The organism is Sporosarcina sp. BI001-red (assembly GCF_003384035.1).
Lineage (GTDB): Bacteria > Bacillota > Bacilli > Bacillales_A > Planococcaceae > Sporosarcina.
In genome coordinates, this window is record NZ_QQAK01000009.1 from 261380 (window position 1) to 278693 (window position 17314).

The window sequence follows — 17314 nt, forward strand, 5'->3', positions numbered from 1 at the left end:
GGTGAATCGATCGATGTTAAACATCAGAGGTCTGACCTCGGCCGGAGGGAGATGGGTTGATGATAAAGGCAGACCAAAGACATCTATATGTCCAAGTCATCGAGCATATTAAGCAGGACATTGAAGCCGGCGTTTTTAAAGAAAATGAAAAGTTCCCTTCGGAGTTCGAATTAGCTAGGACACTAGGAGTAAGTCGGGCGACATTGCGCGAAGCACTCCGTGTTTTAGAAGAAGAGAAAATAATTGTTCGAAAACATGGAGTAGGGACATTTTTGAAAGCGCGTCCATTGTTCACTTCAGGCATCGAAGAACTATCAAGTGTATCTTCAATGATACGGAATGCGGGTATGGAGCCAGGAACGATTTTTCTTGAAGTTTCAGACGCACTTGCAACGGATGAGAGTATTGAAAAGTTCGGTTGCAACCAAGAGGACTCCATTGTTACAATTAAAAGGGTTAGAACAGCAGACGGGGAACCCGTTGTATATTGTGTTGACCAAGTAAACGAGAAGAATCTTCAAACGGAAGCGTCAACTCTAATGAAGAATTCGATTTTTGATGCGCTAGAAAAAGATGGAGCCATCCATATTACCCAAGCGATAGCGCATATTGAACCTGTAGGATACGATCATGAAGCATCATCCATACTTAGGTGTGGTATGGATGTCCCGCTGCTTGTATTGCTACAAAAACACTACACGGAAACTGGTGAGATGGTCTTATTTTCTAAGAACTATTTTCGCGCAGACAAATTTAGCTTCCATGTAGTTCGTAAACGGGTATAAGGCGATTCTCGCCATAATCATACCAACATATAAATAGGGAGGTCACAAAATGAGTAAACGCAGATTTGGTCTTGCACTGTCCCTTGTACTTGCTGCAGGTACAGTTTTGGGAGCTTGTGGTTCAGACAAAGAAGATAGCAAGGGTAGTGACAAAGGTTCATCTTCTGACGGCGGCAATACATCTGAATTCTCAGTAGGAATGGTAACGGATGTCGGCGGTATCGACGACAAATCGTTCAACCAATCCGCTTGGAAAGGAATTCAGGAGTTTGGTGAAGGAAACAGCTTGAAAAAAGGCGACGGAGGATTTGATTATTTGCAATCACAAAGTGATGCAGATTATACAACAAATCTGAACGCGCTAGCTCGACGTGATTTCAACTTGATTTTTGGTGTTGGATTCCTAATGGAAGATGCAATTGATACAATTGCTCAACAACAAAAAGATACTGAATTCGCAATTATTGATGGTGTTGTTGAACAGCCAAACGTTGCAAGTGTGCTCTTTAAAGAACAAGAGGGAGCTTACCTTGCAGGTGTTGCTGCAGCTCTAATGACTAAATCCGATAAAATCGGTTTTGTTGGTGGTATGGAAATTCCAGTAATCGAACGTTTTGAAGTTGGTTTCCTTGCTGGTGTTAAAGCAGTTAAGCCGGACCTCAAAGTAGATGTTCAATATACAGGTGCATTTGATAAAGCAGAACTTGGTAAAGCAGCTGCTAACCGTATGTACTCTTCAGGCGTAGATATTATCTTCCACGCAGCTGGGGGAACTGGTAACGGAGTATTCAGTGAAGCAAAAGAACGTAAATCAGCAGACAAAGATGCATATGTATGGGTAATCGGAGTTGACTCTGACCAGTACGACGAAGGTCAAGTTGGAGACGACAACGTAACATTAACTTCAATGTTGAAGCGTGTTGACAACGCAGTAAACGATATTGCTAAGTTGTCTAAGGAAGGTAAATTCCCTGGCGGCGAAACAAAAGTTTACGGTTTACATGACGAAGGTGTAGCACTTGCAGATTCTCACGGTGCGATTCCTGAAGACGTACTTGCACAAATCGAGGAGTATGACAAAAAGATTTCCGAAGGTGAAATCGAAGTTCCAGGTGAAAAGTAAGAGAACTCTCTAAAAGAATAATGAGGGCCGGTTCATACCGGCCTTCGTTGTTTTTGTATACATAGTCAGACATCTGGAAATATAAATTGCCAGACTAAAAGGTTCTAGAAAGAATCTTTTATTGTGTCAATTTAACAAACAAAATTAGTGGAAACTATAAGCAAGGAAGTGAAATCAGTGGAATACGTCATCGAGATGCTGAATATTAAAAAGAAATTCGGCACTTTCTATGCGAATAACAATATCACTCTTCAGTTGGAAAAAGGCGAGATTCATGCGCTCCTCGGTGAGAATGGTGCAGGTAAGTCAACATTGATGAACGTATTATTCGGACTATATCAGCCAGATGGCGGTGAGATTCGAGTCAAAGGCAAAAAAGTCAACATCACAGATCCTAACGTAGCAAACGACTTGGGAATCGGAATGGTTCACCAACACTTTATGCTTGTTGAGAATTTAACAGTTACTGAAAATATTATCCTAGGTAGCGAACCTACTAAGATGGGGATGCTTAACATCAAGGATTCTGCAAAGAAAGTAGCGGAAATCTCTAAGCTGTATGGCTTGGATGTAGACCCATATGCGAAGATAGAAGACATATCAGTTGGAATGCAACAACGTGTGGAAATTCTGAAAACGCTTTATCGTGGTGCGGAAATTCTGATATTTGATGAGCCAACAGCTTCTCTAACACCACAGGAAATCGACGAATTAATCAGAATCATGCATAAGTTAATTGAAGAAGGAAAGTCAATCATACTTATCACTCATAAACTGCAAGAAATTATGTCAGTTTCAGATCGTGTAACTGTCATTCGTAAAGGGGAAGGGATAGGAACTGTTACAACAGCTGAATCGAATCCAGAAGAGCTTGCAACGCTCATGGTAGGGCGTCAAGTTACGTTTAAAACAGAGAAAGGTCCGTCCCATCCCACAGAAGAAATATTGAAGATTGAAAACCTAGTCGTGGCTGATTATCGTGGTATTGAAAAAGTGAAAAGCCTGAATCTATCTGTACGTCGAGGTGAAATTGTTGGTCTCGCTGGGATTGATGGCAATGGTCAGTCTGAATTAATCGAAGCGATTACAGGACTGCGCAAAGTGAAATCCGGTAAAATCATTATGGGTGACAAAGACGTTACGAATAAGAACCCTAGGCAAATTACAGAAAATGGATTGGGTCATATTCCACAAGACCGTCATAAACATGGTCTTGTCTTAGATTTTAGTGTCGGATATAATGCGGCATTGCAGTCCTATTACCAAAAACCTTTTTCTTCTAATGGTCTTATGAACTACAAGGAAGTAACGAAACATGCGAACAAGCTAATTGAGGACTTTGATGTTCGGACACAAGGTGAACACGAGCCAGCTCGTGCTCTATCTGGAGGAAATCAACAGAAACTTATTATCGGTCGTGAAGTAGACCGGAATCCGGATCTACTGATTGCGGCACTACCTACTAGAGGTCTTGACGTGGGCGCTATTGAATTTATCCACAAACGACTCATTGAACAGCGTGATCAGGGGAAAGCAGTCCTCTTAATTTCGTTCGAGCTTGATGAAGTAATGAACGTTTCCGATCAGATTGCTGTTATTTATGATGGAGCGATTGTTGATACGGTCATCCCTGCGGAAACGAGTGAACAAGAACTCGGTCTGTTCATGGCTGGGCATAACAAAAATGAAATTGTTGAAGGCAGTGACGGTGCTGTATTGAAAGAAGGTGAGGACGACCATGTCTAATCGATTAATAAACGTGCTCGTTCCTGTGATTTCAATTATCCTTGGATTACTAGTCGGAGCAGTTGTTATGCTTGTAAGTGGCTACGATCCAGTTGCAGGTTATACAGCACTTTGGAACGGTATATTTGGGGATTCATATGCGATTGGAGAAACCATTCGCCAAATCAGTCCTTATATTCTTGCGGGACTAGCGGTTGCATTTGCTTTCAGAACAGGTCTATTCAATATTGGAGTTGAAGGCCAGTTAATCGTCGGTTGGTTCGCAGCAGCTTACGTAGGGATGGCATTTGAATTACCGAAAATCATTCACTTGCCGCTTGCATTGTTAGCAGCAGCAGCAGCAGGAGCACTTTGGGGTCTGATTCCAGGTTTACTGAAAGCAACGTTGAAAGTCCACGAAGTAATTGTCACGATCATGATGAACTATATTGCATTACATCTTGTCAATGCGCTCATTAAAGTGGTGTCTAAAGGTGGATTTAAAACGGATAAAATTCATGATACTGCTTCATTACGTTCCGATTTCCTATCGGAGATAACAGATTTCTCAACGCTTCACTATGGAATCTTTGTCGCGCTCTTCATGGTGTTCATCATGTGGTTTATCCTGGAAAGAATGAAGCTAGGATACGAGCTGAAATCAGTAGGATTTAACGAAAATGCTGCACAATATGCTGGCATGAATGTTAAGAAAAATATAATCATGGCAATGGTCATTTCGGGTGCCTTTGCTGGTCTAGGTGGGGCAATGGAAGCTCTCGGGACATTTGGTAACATGTCTACACGAGCTGGATTTACTGGAATCGGATTCGACGGAATCGCGGTTGCCTTGTTAGGCGCAAATACTCCACTCGGTGTAGTTTTCGGAGCGAGTTTGTTTGGTTCGCTAAAATATGGAGCAAACAATATGCCGAATGCTGCTAATATACCGATTGAAATTGTATCAATTGTCATTGCTTTAATTATTTTCTTTGTAGCATCTGGTTATATCATCCGTGTTGGATTAAAACGAATTGGCAAGAAAAAGGAGGCGAAGTAAGATGGGTGGCTTTCTCGATATACTATATTTCATCGTGCCAATATCGATTGCTTACGCTGCGCCTCTAATTTTCACCGCAATTGGCGGTGTGTTCTCTGAACGCTCAGGTGTCATTAACATTGGACTCGAAGGACTTATGGTTATGGGTGCGTTCGTAGGAATTGTCTTCAATCTATTTTTTGTAGATACTTTCGGTGCTTGGACGCCATGGGTTTCAATTTTAGCAGCCATGCTTGTTTCTGCAATCTTCTCACTCATGCACGCAGTTGCATCGATTACGTTTCGTGCCGATCAGGTTGTTTCGGGTGTTGCAATTAACTTGCTAGGGATTGCAATTGCTTTGTTCTTAGTGAAAATGATTTATGGAAAAGGACAGACCGACTTTATCCAGGAAAAAATTCCTCGGTTCAACATTCCTTTTCTGCAAGACATCCCGGTACTTGGACCCATGTTCTTTAAATCGGTTTATGGATCCTCTATCTTAGCGATTGCAATTGCAATCCTTGCGTGGTTCATCATCTATAAGACCCCATTTGGCTTGCGTCTTCGATCAGTAGGGGAGCACCCGATGGCTGCGGATACTATGGGGATTAAAGTTAATCGGATACGTTATATTGCAGTTATCATTTCTGGTGGTCTTGCTGGAATGGGTGGTGCTGTCTATGCACAAACTATGACGAATGATTTTGGTCATGCAACAATTAATGGTCAAGGATTTATGGCATTAGCTGCGATGATCTTCGGAAAGTGGCATCCAATTGGGGCGATGGGAGCGGCGTTATTCTTCGGCTTCGCTCAAGCGCTCGCTATCAGTTCTTCAGGAATTCCATTCATGGAAAATGTTCCTTCTGTATATTTATATATTCTGCCATACGCACTAACGATTATTGCCCTTGCTGGGTTTATCGGAAAAGCGAATGGACCGAAAGCTCTCGGCGATCCATACGTCAAAGGATCTCGATAATCATTTACTGCCCGAAATGTCCTGATATGGACACTTCGGGCAGTTTTTCGTTGAAACCGTTCACTTGTATGAGTACGTTTGGAAATGTATAGTGAAGTTGGAAAGAAGCATACTAAATGAACACGCGATATGCGTGAGAATGTCAGCACATACTTATCCTATAGATTGAGGTGTTTTTTACATGTTCCTTAAAACCGAACTTCAATCTGGCGTGAATTTGTATACACGTCAGACTGCACAGTTTAAAACTGTGAGTGTTGCAATTAAATTCACGGCTCCTTTGACAGAAGAAAACGCAGCGTCGCGTACGGTGCTTGCCAATGTGTTAGAAGATTCATCTGCACAGTACCCAACCCGCACAAAGTTGCGACAAGCGTTGGAAGAGTTATATGGCGCTGTGTACTATGCAGACACAGGTAAAAGAGGAAATGAGCATATCTTTACGATTTATGCTGAAAGCGTCAACGAAGAGTATTTACGCAATCCTGAAGTGCCTGTTTTTGAGCAACTTCTAGCACTTGTCACAGAAAGCTTGTTTAAGCCCAATTTGACAGATGGCGTTTTTGACGAAGCGATAGTAGAGAGAGAAAAGCAAACGGTTATTGACCGGATCGGATCTGTTTATAATGATAAAACCCGATTTGCGAACAAGCGGATGCTTGAACTCATCCGTTCAGGTCAGCCCGCTTCTCAATCCGCTTCTGGAACAGAAAAAGCGCTATCTGCTATAACTAAAGAGTCGCTGAAAGCAACGTACGATCAGATGTTGAGTGAGGATACAATTGATATCTATATTCTCGGAGATGTCGATACGGATCAGCTGACAAATCGTGCGGAAACATTATTCCCTTTCACAAAAGAAATACGTAATTCTATACCTGTTACAGCAACGACAACGAGTGGGAAAGCCCCAACTGCAAAACATATCCGTGAAAGACAAGATATGAAGCAAGGTAAGCTGAATATGGCATTCAGTACGCCAGTCGGTTTTAATCATCCTGATTACCCGAAAATGCAAATGATGAACGGAGTATTAGGTGGATTTGCCCATAGTAAGTTGTTTATCAATGTACGTGAGAAAGAAAGCCTCGCTTATTATTGTTCAAGCTCGTATGCATCTCATTATGGATTGCTTTATATCATGTCTGGAATTGATGCAGAACAAGAAGAGAAAACAGCTGCGCTTATCAATCAGCAAATAGAAGCACTGCGGAATGGAGATATTTCTGATTTGGAAATTCGACAAACGCTTGCGCTATTATCAAATAGCATCCGGAGTTCATTCGATTCTGCAAAAGGGCAAATCGAAATATATGACCAATATAAATTATTGGATGAAAACTTTTCAGCAGACAAACTCATTAGAAATTGGGAGCGTGTGACGAAAGAGGATATCCAGGAGATGGCTACGTTATTGACGAAGGAAATCACGTATCTTCTTTCTGGAAGGGAGGCAATGGACCATGAATAAAATTCACTTTGACCAACTACAAGAAACGCTTTACCACAAGAAACTGGATAACGGACTCAATGTATATGTCCTCCCTAAAAAAGGTTTTTCAAAAACATATGTGACATTTACAACAAAATACGGTTCAGTGGATCGGACCTTCATTCCCCGTGGTGGGAATGAATTAGTAACCGTGCCAGACGGGATTGCACACTTCCTAGAGCATAAAATGTTTGAAAAAGAAGACGGGGATGTGTTCCAACAGTTTAGTGAAAACGCGGCTGCAGCGAATGCATTCACTTCTTTCACACGGACATCGTATTTGTTTTCTTCAACATCCGAATTATATGAAAACACAAAAACACTGCTCGATTTTGTTCAACAACCGTACTTCACTGAAAAAACAGTAGAGAAAGAAAAAGGAATTATCGCCCAAGAGATTACGATGTATGACGACCAGGCAGATTGGCGTCAATACTTTGGAACCATCGAGAACTTGTTTGAAAATCATCCAGTTCGAATTGACATTGCGGGAACAGTAGAAACGATTCAAGATATTACAGCGGAGCATCTGTATGAGTGTTATGAAACGTTTTACCATCCATCCAACATGGTGTTCTTTGCGGTAGGGAATGTAGACCCTGAAGAAATGCTGAGATTTGTGGAGCAAGATCAGCAAGAGAAGACGTTTGAGGCACCAGAACCTGTAGTTCGTAATTTCCCAGACGAGCCAGACTACGCTGCAAAAAAACGAGATGAGTTATATATGGATGTTTCCAAGCCTAAATTGATGGTAGGGACAAAGTGCCGCAACACGGATATGTCAGGAAAAGAAATGCTTAGCAGGGAATTGGCATCAGATGTAACCCTGGATATATTGTTCGGTAGATCTTCTGAATTTTTCACCCAGGCTTATAATGATGGGTTAATTGATGAATCGTTCTCTTATGAGTTCAATCTGGAAAACGGATTTGGGTTTGCGGCAATCGGATCGGATACTGAAAAACCTGAAGAACTGGAAAAACTGATAAAAAGTGTTCTAGATAACGCGAAAAATAATTGGTCAATTAGTGATGATCAGCTTGAGCGAATACGTAAAAAGAGAATCGGCTTATTTATGAGAGCTTTGAATTCGCCTGAGTATATTGCGAATCAGTTCACCCATTACAATTTCAACGACATGAATTTGTTCGACGTTGTGCCAGTGTTAGAAGGATTAACTACAGACCAATTGAAGGCAGCGTTTGATGATCTTTATTATGAAGACGGTCAAACCATCATGACAATCTATCCTTCGGAGCAAGCTAAGTGAGTACTGAACGCCGTGCACTTGTGCTCGGAGCGTCTGGTGGAATTGGTGAAGCCATTTGCAAGAAGTTAGCATCTGAAGGCTGGTCATTATATATGCATTACAACAGTGGACAACAGGCAGTAAAAAAGATTCAAATGGAACTCAGCGAGAATTATTCTTCTGCTGAGTTCAAATGTGTTCAAATGGATTTTGGTCAACTTGGTGCAGCTGAACGGTTAGCGGCTAAGTTGACTAGTATTCAAGCTATTGTAGTAGCGAACGGGCAATCGATGTTGAAACTTTTAACAGAAACAACCGAAGAAGAGATGGAATCATTATGGCGCGTACATGTACAAAACCCAGTACGCTTAATTAGCTTACTTTCTGCAGGCTTACGTTCCTATGCTTCTTCGTATGTTGTCTTTATCGGTTCAATATGGGGGAATACCGGAGCTGCTGGTGAAGTCATGTACTCAAGTGTCAAAGGAGCACAGCATGCGTTTGTTAAAGCTTATGCGAAGGAAGCTGCATATGGAGGTATCCGTGTCAATGCCATTGCGCCTGGATGGATTGAAACAAGGATGAATGAAGAAATTCCGAAAGATGAAAGGCAAATGGTGATGGAAGAAATTCCACTTATGATTCCTGGAAGACCTGCAGAAGTAGCTGATCTTGTCGACTTTTTAACGAGTGGTAAAGCCGATTATATGACCGGGGAGATTCTAAAGTTGAACGGCGGCTGGTATATCTAACCGGTTCGTTGCCGATTGGGTCTCCTTGTTTTAGTTTTTCGCTTTCACTCAAGCACTAATTCAGCTATTATAGAAACTAAGCTGTTGGTTTTTGCGTCCTATCCAATGAGTGGTGAACAGACGAAGGAGGGATTCCATTGGGTGAGTGGTATCTGGAATACAAATTGCAAGTGAATCGTCCCGGTCTCTTGGGGGATATTGCTACATTGCTAGGGATGCTCCGAGTCAACATTGTCACCATCAACGGAGTAGATGGCGATACACGTGGTATGCTTGTACGGACAGATGATGATGACCAAATTAGACGGTTTGAGCTAATTGCATCAACGATGGAACAAATTGAAATCCGTAAAATCAGAGAACCGAAACTAAGGGACGTTCTCGCTGTAAGACACGGACGATATATCCAGCGAACAGTTGATGATCGGAAAACATTCCGATTCCTTCGTAGTGAGTTGGGGGTCTTAGTCGACTTTATGGCAGAGATCTTTAAAACAGAGGGACATAAGCTAGTCGGGATTCGCGGGATGCCGCGAGTTGGGAAAACTGAATCTGTTGTCGCAGCAAGTGTTTGTGCAAACAAAAAGTGGATTTTTCTTTCGTCAACGATGATTAAACAGACGGTCCGCAACAGTTTAATGGGTGATGAATTTTCAAAAGATAATATTTTCATCTTAGATGGGATTGTTACGAGGAAGGCTGAAGATGAACGTCATATGCAATTAGTTCGTGAAATGATGCGACTCCCTTCGACTAAAGTTGTGGAGCATCCTGATATGTTCGTCCAACACTCCGAATATTCAATCGAAGACTTTGATTATATTATCGAACTGAGAACCACACACGATCAAGAGATTACATATGAGGTCATCCAAAACAATGGAATGATTTCTGGCCGTGATGGCGCGGGTGGTTTTGGGATGTTCAATTTTTAAAACAGGCAGGTGATAAAGTTGTCCGATTTAGGCAATCGTCTGAAAGAGGCGAGAAAAGCAAAAGGATATACCTTGGATGACTTACAAGCAATTACTAAGATTCAGAAACGGTATTTGGCTGGAATTGAAAACGAAGACTACAGTATGATGCCAGGTTCATTTTATGTCAGGGCTTTTATTAAGCAATACGCTGAAGCAGTGGGACTCGATGCGCAAGAAATGTTGTCTTTGTATCGCGAGAACGAATCCTCAGAACAAATGAAAGAAGAGGAAATTCAACGAAGTGCTCCCCAGCTATCACAAAAAGCAGGCTTTATGAAATCAGGTAGAATGAATGAAGTGCTCCCTAAAATCATAGCAGCCTTGTTCATCATCGTCATTCTTGCAGTCGTTATATTCCTTTATAAACACCAGGCAAATTCGCAGAAATCTGATGAAGTGGAAACATCCGACGAGATTACAGTAGATAAACACAAACAAGATGAGTCTAAAACAGAAGAAAAAAAAGGTGAGGATGGAAAAGATGCAGATTCTAAAGAAGATGCAGATAAACCAAACGAACCTGAAGAGGAGCCAGAAGAAGAACCAGCTCCTGAACAGACGCTTACACAAGGCGCTATAAACGGTGAAACAACATCGTTCACGCTGGAAAATGCAGACACCTTCAATTTATCCGTCAAAGTGAAAGATGGAGGCGAATCATGGATTGGAGTGACCAATCAAAATGGAGAAGAACTTCTTCCTAAAGGTGCAAGAGTAGTGAAAAATGGGGAAGAAGCTGAACTTGATTTAACGAACCAACAATCTGCCAGAATTCGTGTAGGGCGTACTCAATTTACAGAAATTCTTGTAAATGGTCAACCTCTTGCATATCCGAACGATGGGATAACCCAAAATATTGTGATTGAATATAAAAAATAAAAATAGTCATCTGCGAAGATGGCTTTTTTCTTTAAGCTCTGCTGAATGGCAGGGCTTTTCAAAGAGTAAAACTTAAGAAAAGAGGGTGCATTTTCCTGTGAATTTGCCAAATAAAATAACTGTTTCACGCGTCTTGCTGATTCCTGTTTTTATCGTGTTCATGCTAGTTGACTTTGGAATGGGTCATCTTACAATCGGTGGAGCTACACTTTCTACCGAACAATTCATTGGCGGTCTAATATTCATATTTGCTTCTGCAACAGATTGGCTGGATGGATACATTGCGCGGAAAAACAACTTAGTTACTAATATGGGGAAGTTTTTGGATCCTCTAGCAGACAAATTACTTGTATCTGCAGCGTTTATTATATTGGTTGAATTCGGATTAGCGCCTTCATGGGTAGTTATTATTATCATTAGCCGTGAATTTGCTGTTACCGGATTACGGCTTCTATTAGCAGGTGAAGGGGAAGTTGTGGCTGCCAATCAATTAGGGAAAATTAAAACAGTCACTCAAATTTTGGCGATTTCATCTTTACTACTGAATAATATTTTCTTTGAAGCGATTAACGTTCCATTTGGCACAATCATGTTATATATTTGTCTCTTCTTTACAATTTGGTCGGGCTTAGATTATTTTATGAAAAACAAGCATGTTCTTACGAAATCTATGTAAAAGGGGAGATCGTTCATGCGTGCAGAAATTATAGCGGTTGGATCAGAGTTATTGTTAGGTCAGATAACAAATACAAACGCGAAATTCATGTCATCACAGCTTGCTGTAATTGGAATCGATGTTTATTATCAGACGGTGGTCGGGGATAATCCTGCACGACTAGAAGAGGTAATCCAGATTGCAGAAGGTAGAGCGGATTTGCTAATCTTCTCAGGTGGATTGGGACCGACTAAAGATGATTTAACAAAAGAGACCATTGCCAGACACATAGGGGTTGAACTTGAATCCAACAATCAGGCGTTACTGTCAATTCAAGCGTACTTTGAACGGACGGGAAGGCCAATGACAGAAAACAATAAAAAACAAGCTTTAGTTCTCAAAGGATCGACTGTATTAGAAAATCGATTCGGGATGGCACCTGGAATGGCTCTTGCAGTAAACAATAGAACGTATATGCTTCTGCCGGGTCCGCCGCATGAAATGGAACCTATGTTTAGAGATGAAGCCCTACCTTGTTTACAGAGCCTCTCAGGCAGCCAAGAAGTAATTGTTTCTACTGTCGTAAAGTTTTTTGGGATTGGAGAAGCAGAGCTTGAATATAAAGTGCGTGACTTATTGGAAGCACAAACAAATCCAACCATTGCGCCTCTCGCTTCAAAAGACGCTGTTACACTTCGGATCACCGCTAAAGCCCAATCAGCGGAAGCTGCACACAGTTTGATAGAGCCTGTACTATCTGAACTGCACAAGCAAGTAGGTGAGTATATTTATGGAACTGATGAGGATACGTTGTCTTCCAAAGCAGCGTCATTACTAATCAGTGCGGGTCTATCAATTTCAGCAGCTGAAAGTTTAACCGCGGGACTTTTCACCGGATTGCTTGCAGAAGAACCTGGCATTAGTGCGTCATTAAGAGGCGGTATGACGGTTTATGATGTACAAGCGAAAACAGAACAGCTTGGACTAGATCCAAAACTAATCGAAACTTACGGTACGGTTAGCGCGCAATGTGCGGAAGGATTAGCAGAAAAAATCCGAGAATATTTCCAAACAGATATAGGAATAGGTTTAACTGGAGCTGCGGGCCCGGATACACATGATGGAAAACCTGCTGGGACAGTTTGGATAGGTCTTGCATTCAAAGATAGAACGAAAACGTATCAGCTTCGGTTATCCGGATCTCGTAATACCAATCGTTTGCGTGCAGCGAACTTCGCTCTATATTATCTTATTCGCGAGTTGGAGTGGGCCAAGAGTCAAAATTAAATTTTGCTTCGTATTCTCAATTAAAATTCAAATATAGGCTTTATTCTCAATTAAAATGAGAATATCCAATAAAAAGTAGAATGCTCGTTCGCTTTTTTCTTGTTTATTTTTCTCGTAAGGAGTATAGTAGAGACAGATAGAAAACACCTTGAAGGAGGAATTTTTTTTGAGCGACCGTAAAGCGGCTTTAGATCAAGCACTTAAACAAATAGAGAAACAATTTGGTAAAGGTTCAGTTATGAAACTTGGTGAGAAGACTGATATACAGATGCAAACATCTTCTACTGGTTCACTTGCACTTGATTCTGCACTTGGAGTTGGCGGTTATCCACGCGGTCGTGTTATTGAAATCTATGGACCTGAAAGTTCAGGTAAAACGACTGTTGCCCTTCATGCTATTGCAGAAGTACAAGCTGCAGGCGGAACTGCTGCATTTATCGATGCTGAGCATGCATTAGATCCTGTCTATGCTCAGAAGCTGGGTGTGGATATTGACGAGCTACTATTGTCACAACCAGATACAGGCGAGCAAGCACTTGAAATAGCTGAAGCGCTCGTACGAAGTGGAGCAGTCGAAATGATTGTTATTGACTCTGTAGCGGCACTCGTACCAAAAGCGGAAATCGAAGGGGAAATGGGTGACTCACACGTTGGTTTGCAAGCACGTTTGATGTCACAGGCTTTACGTAAGCTATCAGGCGCTATCAACAAATCGAAAACGATTGCGATCTTCATCAACCAAATTCGAGAAAAAGTTGGCGTCATGTTCGGAAACCCGGAAGTAACGCCAGGTGGACGTGCATTAAAATTCTATGCATCTGTACGTCTTGAAGTACGTCGTGGTGAAGCGATTAAGCACGGCACTGATATAATGGGTAATAAGACTAGAATCCGTGTTGTGAAAAATAAAGTTGCGCCACCGTTCCGTACAGCGGAAGTAGATATTATGTATGGAGAAGGTATATCTAAAGAAGGCGAAATTGTCGATTTGGGCGTTGAAGTAGAAGTAGTCCAAAAAAGTGGCGCTTGGTATTCTTATGAAGGGGAACGTATGGGACAAGGTCGTGAAAACGCGAAGCAATTCTTGAAAGAGAATCCATCGATCCGTTCTGAAATCTCCGATAAAATAAGAAGCAGTTATGGATTAACAAGTGAAAATTATGTAATTGCAGCGCACGACTCAGATGATGAAGAAGAATTAGAATTATTTGACGAGAAAGAATAAGTATAGGTCGCAATTCCAAATCGGACTTCCTCATACAGAGGAGGTCCGATTTTTCGATTTTGTTTTCTTGAGGAATGTATGCGTACGGACCGTTGTAGAATCATAGTCTCATCATCTCTCCCGTCTTGACATGGGAATATGACACCGATACAATTAGAGTTGTATAATTCTCACCATTTGAAATGAATTTGGCAGTATATTAAAAGTTGATGTACAAGCCAACTAAAAATGAAAAAATAAGCAAGAGGAGGTGACCTGAATGGGTACTACTATCATCTCCGCTTTGCTCGGTCTCATCGTCGGTGCAGTTGTTATGTATTTGTATAACAAAAACGTGAATGAATCAAAAGTGACAGGTGCAAAGCACTCCGCCGCAACAATCGTTGAAGAGGCGAAGCGCGAAGCGGAGGCATTAAAAAAAGAAGCACTTCTTGAAGCGAAAGATGAAAATCACAAATTGCGCGTTGAGGCAGAAACGGATATCCGTGAACGAAGATCAGAACTTCAGAAACAGGAAAACCGTCTCCTGCAGCGGGAAGAAAATATGGACCGCAAAGATGATTCACTCAACAAGCGAGAAGCAAGTCTGGAGCGCAAAGACGATGCGCTATCCGGCAGACAACAGCATATTGAAGAGATGGAACGCAAAGCGGAAGAACTAGTTGCCACGCAGCAGACAGAGCTTGAAAAAATTTCAGCTTTGACCCGTGATGAGGCAAAACGTTTGATCCTCGATGATGTAGAAAGAGAACTTTCTACAGATATCGCCGTGATGACAAAAGAGTCCGAACAACGTGCAAAAGAAGAATCAGAAAAGAAAGCACGAGAAATCCTATCCCTTGCTGTCCAAAGATTTGCAGCAGATCATGTGGCTGAAACGACAGTATCAGTCGTCAATTTGCCAAATGATGAAATGAAAGGGCGTATCATTGGAAGAGAAGGACGGAATATCCGTACACTCGAAACTCTAACCGGAATCGATCTTATCATTGACGATACACCTGAAGCTGTCATTCTTTCTGGTTTTGATCCAGTACGACGCGAGATTGCAAGACTGGCACTCGAAAAACTTGTAGCTGACGGAAGAATTCACCCAGCGCGAATTGAAGAGATGGTGGACAAGGCTAGACGTGAAGTCGATGAGCTAATCCGTGAAACCGGAGAGCAGACAACCTTCGACATCGGTGTCCATAATTTACATCCAGATCTTATTAAAATTTTGGGTCGTTTGAAGTTCCGTACTAGTTATGGGCAAAATGTTCTGAAGCACTCAACAGAGGTTGCCTATCTTGCTGGATTATTAGCAGCTGAACTAGGTGAAGATGTTACATTAGCACGACGTGCAGGTTTGCTTCATGACATCGGAAAAGCGATTGATCATGAAGTTGAAGGCAGCCACGTGCAAATTGGTAAAGAACTTGCAGTCAAGTACAAAGAACACCCCGTTGTCATTAACAGTATCGCTTCTCACCACGGTGACGAAGAAGCGACATCCGTTATTGCGGTACTTGTTGCAGCAGCAGATGCATTATCCGCAGCGCGACCAGGTGCACGGAGTGAAACACTTGAAAACTACATCAGACGTCTGCAGAAACTCGAGGAAATCTCTGAGTCTTATGAAGGCGTTGAAAAATCGTTCGCGATTCAAGCAGGTCGTGAGGTTCGAATTATTGTACGTCCAGATATCATTGATGATATTACAGCACATCGTCTTGCTCGTGACATTCGGAAACGGATTGAAGAAGAACTGGACTACCCAGGACATATTAAAATTACCGTTCTTCGGGAAACACGATCGGTCGAGTACGCAAAATAAGGGAAAAGGCTTCCTGCTCAATCCTGGAAGCCTTTTTCTTTTTGGAAATGAGGAATAGAAATGAAAGTGTTATTTATTGGAGATATCGTCGGTTCACCAGGGAGAGATATGGTCTTTGACTACCTTCCTCGTTTGAAACGAAAATACGAACCGGATGCAGTCATTGTAAACGGTGAAAATGCAGCTTCCGGAAGAGGGATTACGAAAGCTATTTTTGATGATTTGCTTCGTGCTGGAGTAGATGTCGTAACGATGGGGAATCATACGTGGGATCACAAAGAGATTTATGATTTCATCGACGAAACGGATTCATTGATCCGTCCTGCCAACTTTTCAGAGGAAGCCCCTGGTCAAGGAATGACATACATCGAACGCGGAGGCGTCACAATGGCAGTCCTAAATTTGCACGGACGAACATTTTTGCCACCTCATGATGATCCATTTAAAAAAGCTGACGATCTTATTAAAGAGGCGAAAGAAAGAACCCCTCTTGTTTTCGTCGATTTCCATGCTGAGGCAACGAGTGAAAAAATTGCAATGGGCTGGCATCTTGATGGCCGTGCATCTGCTGTTGTTGGAACACATACGCATGTGCAAACTGCTGATAGCCGGATTTTACCCGAAGGAACGGCTTATATTACAGATGTCGGCATGACCGGTCCGTATGATGCGATTTTAGGCATGAAGAAAGAGGACGTCATTTATCGATTCCAAACAAATATGCCTGTCCGTTTCCAGGTGCCAAAACAAGGTAGAACCCAATTGAACGGCGTCATCATTGACATTGACAATCAGACTGGCCGCGCACTTTCGATAGAACGATTGATGATCAATGAAGATTCGCCGTTTCAGTCATGAATTGAGCGTCTAATTGTTCCTTCACCTTCATAGGATAGTGCATGGAGAACTGCATTCCATACACTTTTTCTTACAAGGAGGAAATACCATGAATCCATTAAAAGTTTCATCTCGCTCAAATCCTAATTCAGTTGCAGGCGCTCTCGTTGCAGTCATTAGAGATCAGGGATATGCTGAAATGCAGGCTGTAGGTGCAGGTGCCTTAAACCAAGCGGTGAAAGCAGTTGCGATTGCACGCGGCTTTGTTGCTCCAAGTGGGAGTGATTTGATATGTGCACCGGCTTTTGCAGATATTGAAATTAATGGAGAAGGCCGGACTGCCTTAAAATTATTCGTTGAGAAAAGAACACGACAGCAATCATTATGAAACCGAAACTGTGGAGAACTTTCCTCCACAGTTTTTTTCTGTGACAAATGGGGGACAATCCCTTATGCTCGTATACAGACGTCAATCCCTTCAGTATAAT

Annotated in this window: 16 protein-coding genes; all 16 read left to right on the forward strand. The window is 41.9% G+C overall.

Going from position 1 to position 17314, the window contains the following annotated elements; all coding sequences use genetic code 11:
• Nucleotides 1-56 precede the first annotated feature (56 nt).
• The 16 genes from DVB69_RS03095 to DVB69_RS03170 all read left to right on the forward strand — a co-directional run bounded on the left by DVB69_RS03095 (nucleotide 57) and on the right by DVB69_RS03170 (nucleotide 17214).
• A complete protein-coding gene (locus DVB69_RS03095; protein WP_116016447.1) occupies nucleotides 57-785 on the forward strand; it encodes a GntR family transcriptional regulator in 729 nt (242 codons plus the stop codon).
• Nucleotides 786-834: 49 nt separating this feature from the next.
• Entirely contained in the window at nucleotides 835-1908 is a 1074-nt protein-coding gene (locus tag DVB69_RS03100; RefSeq protein ID WP_116016449.1) for a BMP family lipoprotein, read from the forward strand.
• 177 nt (nucleotides 1909-2085) lie between these two features.
• Nucleotides 2086-3654: an ABC transporter ATP-binding protein gene (locus DVB69_RS03105; RefSeq protein WP_116016451.1), complete on the forward strand. Its 1569-nt coding sequence runs from the start codon at nucleotides 2086-2088 to the stop codon at nucleotides 3652-3654.
• The gene (locus tag DVB69_RS03110; protein WP_116016453.1) at nucleotides 3647-4693 is read left to right on the forward strand and encodes an ABC transporter permease; all 1047 of its coding nucleotides are present in this window, start codon (nucleotides 3647-3649) and stop codon (nucleotides 4691-4693) included. Before DVB69_RS03105 ends, DVB69_RS03110 begins: the two co-directional genes overlap by 8 nt.
• A 1-nt stretch (nucleotide 4694) precedes the next feature.
• Nucleotides 4695-5657: an ABC transporter permease gene (locus DVB69_RS03115; protein WP_116016455.1), complete on the forward strand. Its 963-nt coding sequence runs from the start codon at nucleotides 4695-4697 to the stop codon at nucleotides 5655-5657.
• 181 nt (nucleotides 5658-5838) lie between these two features.
• Entirely contained in the window at nucleotides 5839-7128 is a 1290-nt protein-coding gene (yfmF, locus tag DVB69_RS03120) for an EF-P 5-aminopentanol modification-associated protein YfmF (protein ID WP_116016457.1), read from the forward strand.
• Nucleotides 7121-8419 (forward strand): EF-P 5-aminopentanol modification-associated protein YfmH, encoded by a 1299-nt coding sequence (yfmH, locus tag DVB69_RS03125; protein WP_116016459.1) that lies wholly within the window; start codon nucleotides 7121-7123, stop codon nucleotides 8417-8419. Before yfmF ends, yfmH begins: the two co-directional genes overlap by 8 nt.
• Nucleotides 8416-9150, forward strand: a complete 735-nt coding sequence (ymfI, locus tag DVB69_RS03130) for an elongation factor P 5-aminopentanone reductase (RefSeq protein WP_116016461.1) — start codon at nucleotides 8416-8418, stop codon at nucleotides 9148-9150. The genes yfmH and ymfI overlap by 4 nt, the downstream gene beginning before the upstream one ends.
• A 137-nt stretch (nucleotides 9151-9287) precedes the next feature.
• Nucleotides 9288-10085 (forward strand): DUF3388 domain-containing protein, encoded by a 798-nt coding sequence (locus tag DVB69_RS03135; RefSeq protein WP_116016463.1) that lies wholly within the window; start codon nucleotides 9288-9290, stop codon nucleotides 10083-10085.
• Nucleotides 10086-10103: 18 nt separating this feature from the next.
• Nucleotides 10104-11006, forward strand: a complete 903-nt coding sequence (locus DVB69_RS03140) for a helix-turn-helix domain-containing protein (protein ID WP_158541012.1) — start codon at nucleotides 10104-10106, stop codon at nucleotides 11004-11006.
• A 97-nt stretch (nucleotides 11007-11103) separates the two neighbouring features.
• Nucleotides 11104-11682 (forward strand): CDP-diacylglycerol--glycerol-3-phosphate 3-phosphatidyltransferase, encoded by a 579-nt coding sequence (gene pgsA, locus DVB69_RS03145; RefSeq protein ID WP_116016467.1) that lies wholly within the window; start codon nucleotides 11104-11106, stop codon nucleotides 11680-11682.
• 15 nt (nucleotides 11683-11697) lie between these two features.
• Nucleotides 11698-12948 (forward strand): competence/damage-inducible protein A, encoded by a 1251-nt coding sequence (locus tag DVB69_RS03150; protein ID WP_116016469.1) that lies wholly within the window; start codon nucleotides 11698-11700, stop codon nucleotides 12946-12948.
• Nucleotides 12949-13114: 166 nt separating this feature from the next.
• Nucleotides 13115-14173, forward strand: coding sequence for a recombinase RecA (gene recA / locus DVB69_RS03155; protein WP_116016471.1), 1059 nt, complete (start codon nucleotides 13115-13117; stop codon nucleotides 14171-14173).
• 259 nt (nucleotides 14174-14432) lie between these two features.
• Complete coding sequence (gene rny / locus DVB69_RS03160) at nucleotides 14433-15989, forward strand: ribonuclease Y (RefSeq protein WP_116016473.1); 1557 nt, start codon at nucleotides 14433-14435, stop codon at nucleotides 15987-15989.
• A gap of 60 nt (nucleotides 15990-16049) precedes the next feature.
• Nucleotides 16050-16847 carry a TIGR00282 family metallophosphoesterase gene (locus DVB69_RS03165; RefSeq protein WP_116016475.1) on the forward strand — a complete coding sequence of 266 codons (798 nt, stop codon included), beginning with the start codon at nucleotides 16050-16052 and terminating at the stop codon, nucleotides 16845-16847.
• An 88-nt stretch (nucleotides 16848-16935) separates the two neighbouring features.
• A complete protein-coding gene (locus tag DVB69_RS03170) occupies nucleotides 16936-17214 on the forward strand; it encodes a stage V sporulation protein S (protein WP_116016477.1) in 279 nt (92 codons plus the stop codon).
• Nucleotides 17215-17314: the final 100 nt, after the last annotated feature.